This is a genomic window from Alteriqipengyuania abyssalis, from assembly GCF_019857185.1.
Lineage (GTDB): Bacteria > Pseudomonadota > Alphaproteobacteria > Sphingomonadales > Sphingomonadaceae > Alteriqipengyuania > Alteriqipengyuania abyssalis.
Genome location: NZ_JAHWXP010000002.1, coordinates 538,470 through 553,081, shown reverse-complemented (window position 1 = coordinate 553,081; position 14,612 = coordinate 538,470). Strand labels below are relative to the sequence as shown.

Below are 14,612 nucleotides of genomic sequence, written 5' to 3'. Positions count from 1 at the left end.
AGGGGATGAGCTTTGCGGATGTCCTGATCGTGGGCGGCGGCCACGGCGGCGCGCAGGCCGCGCTAGCGCTGAGGCAGCGCGGCTTCGAAGGCTGCATCACGATCGCAACCCGCGAGGCGCATCCCCCTTACGAGCGGCCGCCGCTGTCCAAGGATTATCTCGCGGGGGAGCGCCCGTTCGAGAAGATTTTGATCCGCCCAGAAAGCTTCTGGGCGGAGCGCAAGATCGACATCCGCACCCGCACCCCGGTGGTGGCGATCGATCCGCAGGCACGATCGGCCGAACTGGGCGATGGCAGCACGCTCGATTACCACACGCTGATCTGGGCCGCGGGCGGCGATCCGCGACGCCTGCCGTGCGACGGCGCGGATCTGGACGGGGTGCATTCGATCCGCACCCGCGGCGATGTCGACCGGATTCGCGCGCAGCTGGGCGGCGGGGTCAAACACGTCGCGGTGATCGGCGGCGGCTATATCGGGCTGGAAGCAGCGGCGGTGTTCCGCAAGCTGGGCCTGCCCGTCACGGTGATCGAGCGCGAGGACCGCGTGCTCAGCCGGGTGGCCGGGCCGGACCTGTCCGCCTTCTACGAGGCCGAGCATCGGCGGCAGGGCGTCGAGCTGCTGCTGGGCCACAATGTCGAATGCCTGCTGGGCGACGATCAGGGCCGGGTGCGCGCGGTCGCGATCGAATCGGGCGATGGCAACCGCAGCGAGATCGAGGCCGATCTGGTGATCGCCGGGATTGGCATCGTCCCCGCAGTCGGCCCGTTGCTGGCGGCGGGCGCGGCGGGCACCAACGGCGTCGATGTCGACGATTTCTGCCGCACCACGCTGGACGATACCTACGCGATCGGCGACTGCGCGGCGCATTCCAACCCTTACGCGGACAACCGCGTGATCCGCCTCGAATCGGTCCAGAACGCGACCGACATGGCCAACACCGTGGCCCGCCACATCACCGGCGAGCCCGAGGCGTACAACACCGTCCCGTGGTTCTGGTCCAACCAGTACGATCTCCGGTTGCAGACGGTCGGCTTCTCCCGCGACGACGACGATACGGTGCTGCGCGGCGATCCGGACAGCCGCAGCTTCTCGATCGTGTATCTGCGCGAAGGCCGAGTGGTCGCGCTCGATTGCGTCAACGCCACGCGCGACTATGCGCAGGGGCGGCGATTGATCGAGGCGCGCAGCGAGCCCGATCTGGACGCGCTCGCCGATCCCGAGGTGGCGCTGAAGACGCTGCTTTAGGTACCTCACTCACGATATAATCGTCACCCCGGACTTGATCCGGGGTCCCGCTACCTTTGAGAACGCCGCACGAAGAAAGCGGGATCCCGGATCAAGTCCGGGATGACGGGACGGGGGCGGTGTGCATGAGCCGCGCCGCCGCCCACTGTGCCGCTTCCGCCACCACCGGATCGGGGTCGCTCAGCAGCGGCTCGACCTGCGCCAGCAGCGCGCCCTCCCCGCTATTGCCCGCCGCGATCAGGCAGTTGCGCACGAAGCGATCGCGCCCGATCCGCTTGATCGGCGACTTGCTGAACAGCGCGCGAAAACCCGCATCATCCAGCTGCAACAGGTCGGCGAGCGCCGGGCGCACCAGTTCGGCGCGCGGCAGGAAGGCGCGGTTGGCCGCCGCGCTGCTCGCGAACTTGTTCCATGGGCACACGCTCAGGCAATCATCGCAGCCATAGATGCGGTTGCCCATAGCCTCGCGGAATTCCTCGGGGATCGGCCCCGAATGCTCGATCGTGAGGTAGGAGATGCAGCGCCGCGCATCGATCGTGTAGGCGTGGGGAAAGGCGTCGGTCGGGCACGCATCCTGACACGCGCGGCACGATCCGCAGCGGTCCTCGTGCGGGCCGTCGGGCGTGAAGGGCAGCGTGGTGTAGACTGCGGCGAGAAACAGCCAGCTGCCGTGTCCCATGCTGACCAGATTGGTGTGCTTGCCCTGCCAGCCCAGCCCCGCGCGCTGCGCCAGCGGCTTTTCCATCACCGGCGCGGTGTCGACGAACAGCTTCATCCGCGTCTCGCCCAGCCCGCGCTTCTCCGTCTCGGCGACCAGCCAGCGCGCGAGCGCCTTGAGCGCTTTCTTGAGCACGTCGTGATAATCCTGCCCCTGCGCATAGACCGATATGCGCGCGCGGTCTTCCGGCTCGGCCGCGTTCAGCGGATTGTCCGCCGGGGCGTAGTTCGCCCCCAGCGCGATCACGCTGCGCGCCTCGGGCCACATGCCCTGCGGGCCGCTGCGCACGGCAGGATCGCGCTCCATCCAGCCCATCGACCCGTGGTGGCCCGCCTCCAGCCATGCAGACAGCCGCTCGGCCATACGCGGATCGTCATGCGCGTCGGCAAAGCCGATGCTGGCAAAGCCCAGCTCGCGCGCCTTTTCGACGAGCTCGGTTTGCAGTTGGTCGATTTCAGAGCGTTCGCTCATCGACGGGCTTGCTCCTTCATGCGGACCACGGCACGCTCTGCGGTGATGACCGACCTGCTAGACCAAGCGCCCGCCAGCGACAAACCCGCCGACAAACCTTTCGAAAGCCACGACTATGCGATCGAGGCGCGCGGGCTGGTCAAGCGCTTCGGCGAGACGCTGGCGGTGAAGGGCGTGGACCTGACCGTGCCGCGCGGGGCGATCTACGGCATCCTCGGCCCCAACGGCGCGGGCAAGACCACCACTTTGCGCATGATCCTCGGCATTATCGACCCCGACGAAGGCGTGCGGCGCATCTTCGGCGAGGATCGCCCGCAGCGGATCGCGCGCCGAATCGGCTACCTGCCCGAGGAACGCGGGCTCTATCCGGCGATGAAAGCGCCCGACGCGATCGCCTTCATGGGATCCTTGCGCGGCCTGCCCCGCGCGGAGGGCCGCAAGCGCGGCATCGCGATGATGGAGGAATACGGCCTCGGCCACGCGGTCGACAAGAAGATCAAGGAATTGTCCAAGGGCATGGCGCAGACCGTCCAGCTGCTGGGCACGCTGGTGCACCGGCCCGAACTGGTGATTCTGGACGAACCGTTTTCCGGCCTCGACGCGATCAACCAGGGCAAGCTGGAAGGGCTGATCCGCCAGCTGGCAGCCGATGGCACCACGGTGATCTTCTCGACCCACGTGATCCACCATGCGGAACGCCTGTGCAGCGATGTCGCGATCATCGCGGGCGGGCAGGTGCCCTATGCCGGATCGGTCGAGGTCGCGCGCGACCGCCTGCCCCCGCAGGTGCGGCTGGAGACCAAGAACGAGAGCGGCGCGTGGCGCAATGCCCTGCCCGCCAGCGCCACGCGCGACGGCGATGCGTGGATCTTCGAAGTGCCGGACACCGGTATCGAGCCGCTGCTGCGCGCGCTTATCGAAGGCGATGCAGGCATCCGCTCGCTCTCGATCGAGCGCGCCGGGCTGCACGACGCCTTCGTCCAGATCGCGGGCGAGGCCGCGGCCGAGGCGATGCGAAGCGATGCCCCCGCTGAGGAGGTTGCGGCATGAGCAGTTCGGCACGTCTCTCCCTGTGGCAGGCTGCATGGGTCATCGCCCGCCGCGACTTTACCGCGATCGTGTTCAGCAAGGTGTTCCTGCTGTTCCTGATCGGCCCGCTGTTCTTCCTCGGGATTTCGGCAGGCGGCGGCTATGTCGGCGCGATGGCGGCGGACAGCGCGGACGAGCCGCAGCTCGCAGTCGCGTTCACGCCCGATGCCAACGCGGCGATCGAAAAGGCGCGCGACGAGCTGGAGCCGCTGGTCGGTATGCCCGAGGTGACGCTGGTCGATCGGGCCGACGGGGCCGATCCGCGCGCGCTGCTGGAGGACGAGGACCGCAATCTGCTCGGCGTGCTGTCGGGCAGCCTCGCCGATCCGCTGCTGACCGGGCCGAAGGAAGACGTCGAGCGGTGGGAAGGCGAAGTCGCCCTCATGGTCGGCGCGGCGCGCGGCGAAGCGATCCCGCAGGCGAACATCGCGATCGACATGACCGACGGCGCGATCAACCGCCAGACCGCGCAGGATGCGACCGCGCGCGCAGGGATCGTCATGCTGTTCATGCTGACGATCTTCCTCGCCGGCATGGTCCTGTCCAACCTGGTCGAGGAGAAGGGCAACAAGATCATCGAGATCCTTGCCGCTGCAATCCCGATGGACGCGGTGTTCGTGGGCAAGCTGTTCGCGATGCTCGGCGTCAGCCTGGTCGGGCTGACCGTGTGGGGCGCGGCCGCCGGGGTGATCCTGATTCTCGGAGCGGGCGCGCTGCCCGTCATCCCCCCGCCCGCGGTCGGCTGGCCGCTGTTCTTCGCACTGTTCGTGATCTATTTCGCGATGGCCTACCTGCTGATCGGGTCGGTGTTCCTTGCGGTCGGCTCGCTCGCGCCGACCGTGCGCGACGTGCAGACGGTCAGCATGCCTGCCACGATCCTGCAGCTGGTGATCTTCTTCCTCGCCAATTTCGCAGTCGGCCAGCCCGGTTCCGCGCTGGAGATCTTCGCCGCGATCTTCCCGCTGTCGAGCCCGTACATGATGGTCGCGCGCGCAGCGAAGGAAGGCATCCTGTGGTGGCACCTCGCCGCGATCGCGTGGCAGGTGCTGTGGGTCGCGATCTTCGTGAAGATCGGCGCCAGCCTGTTCCGCGCCAAGGTGCTCAAGTCGGGCACCGCCGGGCGCGAGAAGGGCGCGGGGCGCAAGGGACTTCTGGGGCTGTTCGGCAGCGCCTCCAATCAGTCCTGATTAGGAACCTACCTTGACTTGAGCCCAAGGTAGGGCAGGATGCCCCTCACGTCACGGTGCGCCCATGCAGGCGCGCCGGACGCGAGAGAGGAATGCCCATGGCTACCATCGCCCAATCCCCCGCTGGCACGCACCAGTGGAGCCGATCGCCCAGCCCGCACGAAGCGCTGGAGGCGCACTACGCGGCTAATCCGGACACGCGCCCACCGCATCCGCACAAGTGGGACACCAGCCGCAGCGACATCTATTTCGAGAATCGGTGGGAGCCGATCTTCAAGGAGATGCGCGCGGCGGGCCCGGTGCATTACATCCCCGAAAGTCCCTTCGGCCCCTACTGGTCGGTGGTCGGCCACAAGGCGGTCCAGCATACCGAGGCGTTGCCCGAGATCTTCTCCTCAAGCTGGGAATATGGCGGCATCACCATCCTCGACGATCTGCCCGACATCCCCGAAGAAGAGCGGATGCGGCTGCCGATGTTCATCGCGATGGACCGGCCCAAGCATACCGGCCAGCGCAAGACCGTGGCCCCCGCCTTCACCCCGGCGGAGATGAAGCGGCTGGAAGACGACATCCGCCAGCGCACCGGCGAGACGCTGGACGCGCTGCCGCGTGGCGAAGTGTTCGACTGGGTCAACACGGTCTCCATCCCGCTGACCACCGGGATGCTGGCGATTTTGTTCGACTTCCCGTGGGAAGACCGCGACCTGCTGACCCACTGGTCCGACTGGGCGGGCGATACCGAACTGGCGACCGTGCGCGCGCTCGACGAGACGCGGCGCGGGATGCTTCACGAAATGGCCGCCTATTTCCAGCTGCTGTGGGCCGAGCGGGCGCAGAAGGGCGAAGCCCCGGACCTGATCAGCCGGATGATCCATTCGCCTGCGATGAACCAGATGGAGCCGCAGGAATTCATGGGCAATCTGGTGCTGCTGATCGTGGGCGGCAACGACACCACGCGCAACACCATGAGCGGGATCGTGCATGCATTCGATCGCTTCCCCGATCAGCGCAAGCTGTTCGAGGAAGACGCAAGCCTGATCCCCAATGCGGTGCAGGAATGCATCCGTTACCAGACGCCGCTCAAGCACATGCGCCGCACCGCGACGCAGGATACCGAGCTGTTCGGCCAGAACATCGCGGCAGGCGACAAGGTGCTGCTGTGGTACAACTCCGCCAACCGGGACGAGAGCGTGTTCGAGGATGCCGAAAAGCTCGACATCCGGCGAGAGAACGCGCGGCGACACCTCGCGTTTGGCTACGGCATCCACCGCTGCGTGGGCGCGCGGCTTGCCGAGCTACAACTGCGCGTGCTGCTGGAGGAGATGCACAAGCGCCGCCTGCGCGTGCATGTCGCGGGCGATGTGCAGCGCGTGCGCGCCAATTTCGTCGAGGGCTTCCGCAAGCTGGAGGTCGAAGTCACCGAGTTCTAGCGGGGTCGGTGCATCCGATGCGGCGCGCGCTTCGTATCTCCTTCAGCGTTCCTACATGAGCACTATGCGAGAGGATGAACCGATGACCCGACCGACCGCCAATCGCCGTTCCGCACTCGCCCTGTTTGGGGGCGGTGTCGCCAGTCTCGCACTTGTCGCCTGCGGGCGCAGCGCCGAAGCGAAGAGCTTCCCCGTCTCGCTCAGCGAGGCGCAGTGGCGCAAGAAGCTGACCAAGGAAGAGTTCTACGTGCTGCGAGAAGAAGGCACGGAGCGCGCGTACAGCTCTCCGCTCGACAAGGAAAAGCGCGCAGGGCTCTATGCCTGCGCGGGATGCGGCAACCGGGTCTATTCCTCCAAGAACAAGTACGACAGCGGCACCGGCTGGCCCAGCTTCTGGAAAGCGATCAGCAGCAGTGCGATCGGCACCTCCACCGATTACAAGATCGGCGTGCCCCGCACCGAAGTGCACTGCGCGCGCTGTGGCGGGCATCTGGGCCATATCTTCAACGATGGCCCGAAACCGACGGGCAAGCGGCACTGCCTGAACGGCGTCGCGCTGGATTTCAAACCCGCCTAGTTCCGCACTTTCCAGACGCGGAAGCTGGCGGGCGCGCCGGTTTCGACCTTCGCCAGCCACGCGGGCGCATCATCGGCCAGCAACCGCGCGGCAAGGCTGCGGCTGCCGCCACGCTTGGCGTAAAGCGCGGGTTCGGCAAGATCGTCGCATAGCACCAGATAATCCGCGCCGTAGCTGCGCAGGATCTCTCGCGAAACCTCGGGCTTGACCAGAAATGCCCCGATCACGTCGTGCATCGCGGCCTCTGCGCGGTGGTGCCCGGTGGCCACCACGCGGTGTTCGGTTTCCAGCAGCACCGTCGGCCCGATGTCGAGCGGGGCGAACACCGTGCCACGCGGCAGCGCCGCCAAGCGATTCGCACTGGCCTGAAGGTCGCACGAGCTTTCCGCAATCAGCGAGACCGGTTCTTCGCTCGCGACACCGCCGACCTGCGCCGTAAGGCGCGGCGCGGGTGGCTTGGTCGATGCGAGGTTTTCCGCCAGCGCGACCGGCGCCATCGGCAGCAGCGCGAGAACCGTCGCCACCCCGACCGCAAGCTTGGGAATTGCCTTTCGCGCGGTGCGGAGACGATGCAGCGCCTCGCCCAGCAGCCACGCGACTGGAACCGTCGCCAGCAGGGACGCAAAAGCAAGCGAGCGCGAAACCAGCAGACCCAGTGCCAGCGTGCCCGCGAACAGCAGCAGGAATTCGCACAGCTGCGCGCGCTGTTCCATCGGCGCGCGCAGCCACAGCCGTACTGCGACTGCAAAGGCGAGCGCGAGCTGGAGCAGAGCGGGGATGATCGTGGCGCTCTGTTCCCACACCGGTCGCCCCTCGCTCACATGGACATACCAATAATCGTGTACCAGGGGGTCGAGCGAGCCGAACGGCGTGGCCAGGCACGCGGGCGAGGCTGCGCCGAACAGCGCGACGCCGCCTGCGCCAATCGCTCCCAGCGCGCCGAGCACCGCGATCGGCGGCAACGGGCGCGCATGGCTCAGCGCACTGGTGCCGAGCGCGACCACCAAGAAAAATCCCAGATGCGCCGGGGTGATCGCATCGCAATATTGCGCAACCTGCGGCCAGCCCCGGGTCGCGAGATAGAGCACGATCAGCCCGCCTGCGAGCGCCTGCAGATAATGGGTCAGGCCAAGGCGCGTCGAAGGATCGCGCAGCCAGCGCAGGGCGAGGATCGCACCCACCAGTGCGGCCAGCGGCAGCGTCTCGATGGAGATCATCAGCCCGCTCGCCATCGCGATCCCTGCGACAATCGGCCCGCGCGCGCGCTCGCCCTGCGACAGGCCCCAGAAGGCGGCGGCGAAGCAGGCGATCTGCCAGCCGTGATGGTCGATCCGCAGAGGTTGGAACTGATAGGAGAGCAGCGGCATCATCCCTGCGACCAGCACCGTCCACCCGCCGGTCTCGCGCCCGAACAGGCGGATCGCGACCGGCGCGACGAACGCCATCGCGACCAGCAGCGTCAGCAGCGGCACCGCAATCAGTGCGACGCCTTCGGCAGCGCCTTGCCCGACCAGCGGGGTCAGGGCGCCGATAACCAGTGCGAGCGGGATGTCGACCAGCCGCGACCAGTGCATCGGCACCTCGCGCAGGGGATCGATCCGGTGCTGGTCGAGATCGAACCAGCCCTGCCCGCCCAGCAGATCACGCACCTGCACGAGGCGCAGGATGTCGTCGGGATCGGGGAACTGCCAGTGCGCGATTCGCCCGGCCGATACCAGCAGGAGAATGAGCGCGAGCAACGCCCACAGCCGCACGACATGCGGCATATCGGCGAGGCTTGTGCGCGGCAGGCTGGTGCCCGCTCTAGGCGAGCGCACGAAACACCACCACGTTACGCAGCCACCAGGTGAGCGCGAAGCTGAGCACGATCGCGACCAGCTTGCCCGCACGCGGATCGATCGACAGCGCCTGCGCTGCGGCGACGACCCCGGTGGTCAGCGCCAGCCCGGCGAGTGCGGAGACGACGAACAGCACCTTCTGGCGCGTGCGTGCGATCCCGCTCTGTGCGACGCGCCCGGTAAAGACCGCGCGGCTCGACAGCAGCCAGTGCGCGAGGATGCCCAGCGTGTAACCGGCCGCCGACGCAGGCGTCGCGGCGAGGCCCAACGCCATCAGGCCGAGGAAGGAACCCATGTCGACCGCCAGCGCCCCCACGCTTGCGAGCAGGTAGCGCAGGATCGTCAGATCGCTCAGCCGGTGCAGCATGGCCTGCATGTGCGTGCCCTTCCCAGTAGCTCGTCAGGCGGCGCGGCGCTTGTCGGCGTCGCTTTCGCCATCCTCGACGATGCGGGTCGGCACATCGCGCATCGAATTGAGCGCGGCGGCCTGATCGCTCGTCACGGATTCACGGGCAGGCAGCGCCTTGTCGGCACCCTCGTCGCCCGCTTCGTGGTATTCGGCATCCTCGTTGACGCACCAGATGTCGTACACACGCTGCCCGGCGAGGATGTTCTCGACCGTCAGCATCGCGGTCATCATCGCGTGGTCCTGGTTGTTGTAGCGGTGCATGCCGTTGCGCCCGACCAAATGCAGCGTCGGATATTTCGCCTCCAGCTCGCCGCGCATCGCGGCGACGTTGGCAGCGTAATCCTCGTCATAGACGGGATAGGCTTTTTCCTGCCGCACGACCGCGCCGCCCTTGACCTTCTTCGGGTCGAGCAGGCCGAGCACCTTCATCTCGGTGGTCGCCAGCGCGATCAGGTCGGCATCGTCCATCGACCACAGCCCGTCGCCTTCGAAGCAGAAATATTCGAGGCCGACGCAGGCCATCTCCGCGTCCGGGATCATCTCGGGCGACCAGCTGCGGAAGTTCTGCACGCGGCCGACCTTCACCTTGCTGTCGTGGATGTAGATCCAGTTGTCGGGGAACAGGTCTTCGCCTTCGACCATCAGCGCGACGGTCAGGAAGTCGCGGTAGCGCAGATTGCTGCCGTTCCAGCTGGTCTCGGGCAGCGGATGCAGCCGCGCACCCAGTTCGCGCATCGGCGCGGAGCTGATCGCGTGGGCGGCGTTGACGACGATCTTCGATCCGTCCTTGGCAATCGCGCTCATCCGCCAGCCACCCTCACCATCGCTGGCAAGCTGTTCGAGGCCATGGCCCATGATGACCTGCCCCTTGCCACTGGCGATAATCTTGTCGCGCGCGGCCTCCCACATCATGCCGGGGCCCTGGCGCGGATAGCGGAAGCTTTCGAGCAGGGTCTTGGCCTGCATCCCGTCATTGGGTTTCTTGTTTAGGCCGAGGCTGCGCTTCAGCCCGTCGACCACCGCGCCCATCAGCGACAGGCCCTTGATCCTCTGGGCTGCCCAATCGGCGCTCATTTCATCGCACGGCATGCCCCACACCTTCTCGGTGTAGGTCTTGAAGAAGATCGAATAAAGTTTCTTGCCGAACTGGTTGGTGGTCCAGTCCTCGAAGCTCTTCACATTCCTGTTCGGGAAGGCGCGCACCCACAGGTAACTCGCCATGCACATGGTCGAGCGCCACAGGCCCAGATTGCGCAGCGCCTCGAACGCGCGCAGCGGGTAGGAGTAGAACTTGCCCTCGTAATAGATGCGGCTCATCCGCGGGCGCTCGATGAAGTCGTCGGGCAGGATCTCGTTCCACAGGTCGACGACCTGCTGACTCTTCGAGAAGAACCGGTGCCCGCCGATATCGAAGCGGTAGCCCTCATGCTCCACGGTGCGGCTGATGCCGCCGACGTAGGTTGCGTCCTTCTCGATGATGGCCACGCTCTTGCCCGCCTTGGTCAGCAGGTAACCTGCGGTGAGCCCTGCGGGGCCTGCACCGATGATCGCCACGTCTACATCGAGTGACGGGACATTGAGAGCTGGTCGGTTCGCTTCGGTCATCAGACCCCCCGGTTGCTGTTCGCTTGACCGGGGAGTGAAGGAAAATGGTTAGGGAGCCGTAAACGAAAGCCCTGGCCGCGCGACTACGCTATTCGAGAATTTCGAGCATCCGCTCATACGCGGGGCGCCAGTTTCCGCCCCATTCGGCCAGCCATTCCTCGCTGTAATAGGTCGAGGCGTAGCGTGCGCCGTCGTCGCACAGCAGCGTGACGATGCTGCCGGTCTGCCCGGCGGAGGCCATTTCCTCGATCAGCTGGAGGCAGGCGAACAGGTTGGTGCCGGTCGATCCGCCGACCTTGCGGCCCAGCGTCTTCGACAGGGCGAACATCGCGCCGATCGAATCGGCATCCTGCACCGCGATCATCCGGTCGATCACGCCCGGCTCGAAACTCGGTTCGACCCGCGCGCGCCCGATCCCCTCGATCCGGCATTCGCAGCGCCCCTCCAGCGTCTCGACCGTGCGATCGGCGTAATGGCGATGGAAGACCGAGCCTGCCGGATCGGCGACGCACAGCTGCGTCGGGCGGCGCTGGTAACGGATGTAGCGGCCCAGCGTGGCCGAGGTGCCGCCGGTGCCCGCGCCGCACACGATCCACGCAGGATCGGGATGATCCTCCTCGCTCATCTGCGAGAAGATGCTCTGCGCGATGTTGTTGTTGCCGCGCCAGTCGGTCGCCCGTTCGGCGTAGGTAAACTGGTCGAGGTAATGCCCGCCGGTCTCCCCCGCGAGCCGCTCCGATTCGGCGTAAACCATGCCGGGATCCTCGACCGGGTGGATCTGCCCGCCGTAGAACCGGATCTGCTCCAGCTTCGCCTCGGCGGTGCTCGCGGGCACCACCGCGATGAACGGCAGGTCGAGCAGCTTGGCGAAATAGGCTTCGGAGACCGCGGTCGAGCCCGACGAGGCTTCGATCAGCGTGGTGTCCTTGCCGATCCAGCCGTTGCACAGCCCGTAGAGGAACAGCGACCGGGCGAGCCGGTGCTTGAGGCTGCCCGTGGGGTGCGAGCTTTCGTCTTTCAGATAAAGCTCGATCCCCCGGCAATGCGGCAGCGGGACACGGATGAGGTGCGTATCGGAGGAGCGGTTATAGTCCGCTTCGATCAGGCGGATTGCGCGGTTGAGCCATGTTTCCCGGGTCATGCGCGCGCCTGTGCGACATGCGCCTGGCGAGGGCAAGGCCCCGGCAATGGTGCGGGTGGTGGGACTCGAACCCACACGTCCAGAGGACAGGGGATTTTAAGTCCCCGGCGTCTACCATTCCGCCACACCCGCGCAGCCGGAGCGCGCGCGAATAGCCCTGTTTTGCTGTTATGGCGAGCGCCCGATGCGTCTCGGGCGACGGTCCGGTAGATCAGTCCGGATTGAGCGCGTTGCGCATTTCCTTGCCCGGCTTGAAATAGGGCACGCGCTTCGCCGGCACGTCGACCGCTTCGCCGGTGCGCGGGTTGCGCCCGGTGCGCGCTTCGCGCTCACGGGTCGAGAAGGCGCCGAAACCGCGCAGTTCGATCCGCCCGCCTTCGGCCAGACGCTGGGCGATTTCCTCGAAAAAGATGTCGACCACCTGCTCGACTTCCTGGGCGCGCAATTCGGGGTTGTCCTGCGCAAGCTTCTGCAAAAGCTCGGATCTGATCATGCCTCGCGCCTCCCGTCTAAAGCGTGCCCGGCCGGTTCACCCGCGAATGCGTCCCGGCTCTTCAATACGATGACCCTATGTGGGGCCTTCGTGGCAAAACCGGTCCGATTTTGCAATGCACCAACATGATAAATGTGAATTTTAGTCCGACGAAGGGCATGTCGGGCCCCACGGCGTCTCAGGCGTCGGCGGAGTCCAGCAGCTCGCGCGCGGACAGGCCCAGCCGGTCGAGCCGCTCGCGGATCGCGGGCCATTCGTCCTTGAGGAAGCTCTTGCGCTCCGCCGCGCGCAGCTTTGCCGCCGCGCCCTCGCGCACATACATGCCCACCCCGCGGCGCACCGCGATCAGGCCATCGGTCTGGAATTGCTGGAAGGCCTTGGCGACGGTCAACGGGTTGGCACCATGCTCTGCCGCAAAGGCGCGGACCGAGGGTAGCATCTCCCCTTCCGCGAACACGCCGTCCATGATGTTTGCCGCAATCAGGTCGCGCAGGCGCAGATAGACGGGTCGCTGGGAGGTGGGGCCGGTGCTTGCCATGGTGGTTCAGTGACATAACACAGCGGGTCGGGTCAAGGTTCCTGCGCGCCACGCTGCGCGCGCTTGTTCAGCGCAGAATCAGACATGTAGGCGTCACTTGGGCTTCACACGGCGGTTTTGCACGCTAGGGTGCGCGCCATAATGGGCCGGAGAAGAGGCGGCCCGACAGATTCTTCGGGGAAGCAACTACATGAAAGACATGGCTTTGTGGAACGAGGGCGACTGGATCGCCGTAATCGCTTCCGTAATTCTGGCCGCGTTTCTGGTAATCGGGGCGCTCGCCATCTCCAGGCCAAAGGAAGAGGTCTTCGGCCATCCCAAGGGCCTCTACGTCCTGTTCTTCGCCGAAATGTGGGAGCGTTTCTCCTACTACGGCATGCGCGCCCTGCTGGTGCTCTATCTCGTCAAGCACTGGCTCTATTCCGATGGCGGCGCCAGCCTGATCTACGGGGCCTACACCAGCCTCGTCTATATTACCCCGGTGCTCGGCGGCTGGCTCGCCGACCGCTATCTCGGCCAGCGCAAGGCCGTGCTGTTCGGCGCGGTGCTGCTGACGGCGGGGCACTTCTTCATGGCGTTCGAGGGCGATGGGTCGGGCTATGCCAACGATCCCGCGCTCAACATCTTCTGGCTCGCGCTGGCGCTGATCATCGTCGGCTCCGGCTTCCTGAAGGCCAATATCTCGGTGATCGTCGGTCAGCTCTATCCGCGCACCGACGTGCGCCGCGACTCGGCCTACACGATCTTCTATATCGGGATTAACCTCGGCGCGGCCGCCGGTACGATCATCGCGGGTTACCTGGGTGAGACGATCGGCTGGGCCTACGGCTTCGGCGCGGCAGGGATTGGCATGCTGCTCGGCCTCGTCGTGTTCGTCCTCGGCAAGCCGCTTCTGCGCGGCCAGGGCGAACCGCCGGTGCCCGCGAAGCTCAAGGAAAAGGTCGCAGGCATCAACCTCGAGTGGATGCTCTACGCGATCGGCCTGCTCGGCGTGGCGGTGATCTGGGCGCTGATCCAGTTCCAGGAAGCCATTGGCTGGATCCTGCTGGTTTCGGGTGCAGCCTTGCTGCTCTATGTCCTCAAGGAAGCCTTCAAGCTCGACAATGACTCGCGCGACCGGGTGTTCGCGATGATCTGCATCATCCTGCTCATGCCGCTGTTCTGGGGTCTGTTCGAGCAGGCGGGCGGTTCGGTGAACCTGTTCACCGATCGCTATGTCGATCGTCAGGGCGTGCCGACCTCGCTGTTCCAGTCGATCAACCCGATCTATATCATCCTGCTCGGCCCGCTTTTTGCCGGCCTGTGGCAGTTCCTCGGCAAGCGCGGGTGGGAACCCAACACCTATGCGAAGATGGGTCTGGGCATCGTCCAGATGGGTCTGGCGTTCATCGTCCTCGTTCTGGGGGCCAATGCCGCCGGCTCGCAGGCGCTGGTGCCGGTGCTGTTCATCTTCCTGTTCTACCTGCTCTCGACCACGGGTGAGCTCTGCCTCAGCCCGGTCGGTCTGTCGGCGATCAACCGCCTTTCGGTGCGCCACATGGCCAGCCTGATGATGGCCGCGTTCTTCTTCGGCACCGCCGGAGGCAACTACGTGGCCGGCTTCATGGGCACGCTGATGGGTGAAGGCGGCGAAGGCGGCGAGATCACCCGTCAGGGTGCGCTCGACGTGTACTGGAGCATGGGCCTGGTGGCCGCTGGTATCGGTGCCTTCGTCGTGCTGATAAGCCCGCTGGTGAAGAAGCTGATGCACCTGGATACGCTGACCGACGACGAAATCGGCGACGATCTGGAAGGCCAGCGCGAAGGCCCGGGCGAGGCGCAGGGTGCGGGTATCCACCCGACCACGCGGCCTTCCCACTAAGTCGGCGC

The 14,612-nt window shown here is 66.1% G+C and carries 13 protein-coding genes and 1 tRNA gene; 6 read left to right on the top strand and 8 right to left on the bottom strand.

All coding sequences use genetic code 11. The features are described from left to right. Positions 1 to 5: 5 nt before the first annotated feature. The gene (locus KYN89_RS07845) at positions 6 to 1,247 is read left to right on the top strand and encodes an NAD(P)/FAD-dependent oxidoreductase (protein ID WP_222824554.1); all 1,242 of its coding nucleotides are present in this window, start codon (positions 6 to 8) and stop codon (positions 1,245 to 1,247) included. Positions 1,248 to 1,338: 91 nt separating this feature from the next. On the opposite strand, the gene queG is transcribed toward KYN89_RS07845, so the two are convergent. Next, positions 1,339 to 2,436 (bottom strand): tRNA epoxyqueuosine(34) reductase QueG, encoded by a 1,098-nt coding sequence (queG, locus tag KYN89_RS07840; RefSeq protein ID WP_222824553.1) that lies wholly within the window; start codon positions 2,434 to 2,436, stop codon positions 1,339 to 1,341. 18 nt (positions 2,437 to 2,454) lie between these two features. On the opposite strand from queG, the gene KYN89_RS07835 reads away from it, so the two are divergent. The 4 genes from KYN89_RS07835 (at position 2,455) to msrB (ending at position 6,719) form a co-directional block, all read left to right on the top strand. Further along, positions 2,455 to 3,486, top strand: a complete 1,032-nt coding sequence (locus KYN89_RS07835) for an ABC transporter ATP-binding protein (protein WP_222824552.1) — start codon at positions 2,455 to 2,457, stop codon at positions 3,484 to 3,486. Continuing rightward, the gene (locus KYN89_RS07830; RefSeq protein ID WP_222824551.1) at positions 3,483 to 4,712 is read left to right on the top strand and encodes an ABC transporter permease; all 1,230 of its coding nucleotides are present in this window, start codon (positions 3,483 to 3,485) and stop codon (positions 4,710 to 4,712) included. The genes KYN89_RS07835 and KYN89_RS07830 overlap by 4 nt, the downstream gene beginning before the upstream one ends. Before the next feature lie 98 nt (positions 4,713 to 4,810). After that, on the top strand, positions 4,811 to 6,142 hold the full coding sequence (locus KYN89_RS07825) for a cytochrome P450 (protein ID WP_222824550.1): 1,332 nt from the start codon (positions 4,811 to 4,813) through the stop codon (positions 6,140 to 6,142). An 82-nt stretch (positions 6,143 to 6,224) separates the two neighbouring features. Further along, entirely contained in the window at positions 6,225 to 6,719 is a 495-nt protein-coding gene (msrB, locus tag KYN89_RS07820; protein WP_222824549.1) for a peptide-methionine (R)-S-oxide reductase MsrB, read from the top strand. Here msrB and KYN89_RS07815 read toward each other — a convergent pair. The 7 genes from KYN89_RS07815 to KYN89_RS07785 form a co-directional block, all read right to left on the bottom strand. Further along, on the bottom strand, positions 6,716 to 8,536 hold the full coding sequence (locus KYN89_RS07815; RefSeq protein WP_346727214.1) for a hypothetical protein: 1,821 nt from the start codon (positions 8,534 to 8,536) through the stop codon (positions 6,716 to 6,718). The genes msrB and KYN89_RS07815 overlap by 4 nt on opposite strands. Beyond that, on the bottom strand, positions 8,523 to 8,933 hold the full coding sequence (locus tag KYN89_RS07810) for a GtrA family protein (protein ID WP_222824548.1): 411 nt from the start codon (positions 8,931 to 8,933) through the stop codon (positions 8,523 to 8,525). The genes KYN89_RS07815 and KYN89_RS07810 overlap by 14 nt, the downstream gene beginning before the upstream one ends. Before the next feature lie 24 nt (positions 8,934 to 8,957). Continuing rightward, on the bottom strand, positions 8,958 to 10,571 hold the full coding sequence (locus KYN89_RS07805) for an NAD(P)/FAD-dependent oxidoreductase (protein ID WP_222824547.1): 1,614 nt from the start codon (positions 10,569 to 10,571) through the stop codon (positions 8,958 to 8,960). A gap of 88 nt (positions 10,572 to 10,659) precedes the next feature. After that, the gene (locus KYN89_RS07800) at positions 10,660 to 11,712 is read right to left on the bottom strand and encodes a PLP-dependent cysteine synthase family protein (RefSeq protein ID WP_222824546.1); all 1,053 of its coding nucleotides are present in this window, start codon (positions 11,710 to 11,712) and stop codon (positions 10,660 to 10,662) included. A gap of 47 nt (positions 11,713 to 11,759) precedes the next feature. Then, positions 11,760 to 11,844: transfer RNA gene (locus KYN89_RS07795), tRNA-Leu, on the bottom strand. Between the two features lie 79 nt (positions 11,845 to 11,923). After that, positions 11,924 to 12,205, bottom strand: a complete 282-nt coding sequence (locus tag KYN89_RS07790) for an integration host factor subunit beta (protein ID WP_010233238.1) — start codon at positions 12,203 to 12,205, stop codon at positions 11,924 to 11,926. 178 nt (positions 12,206 to 12,383) lie between these two features. Then, on the bottom strand, positions 12,384 to 12,743 hold the full coding sequence (locus KYN89_RS07785; RefSeq protein WP_222824545.1) for a GntR family transcriptional regulator: 360 nt from the start codon (positions 12,741 to 12,743) through the stop codon (positions 12,384 to 12,386). A gap of 190 nt (positions 12,744 to 12,933) precedes the next feature. Between KYN89_RS07785 and KYN89_RS07780 the strand changes: the two genes are divergently transcribed. Continuing rightward, complete coding sequence (locus tag KYN89_RS07780) at positions 12,934 to 14,604, top strand: peptide MFS transporter (protein WP_222824544.1); 1,671 nt, start codon at positions 12,934 to 12,936, stop codon at positions 14,602 to 14,604. The last annotated feature ends 8 nt before the right edge of the window (positions 14,605 to 14,612 follow it).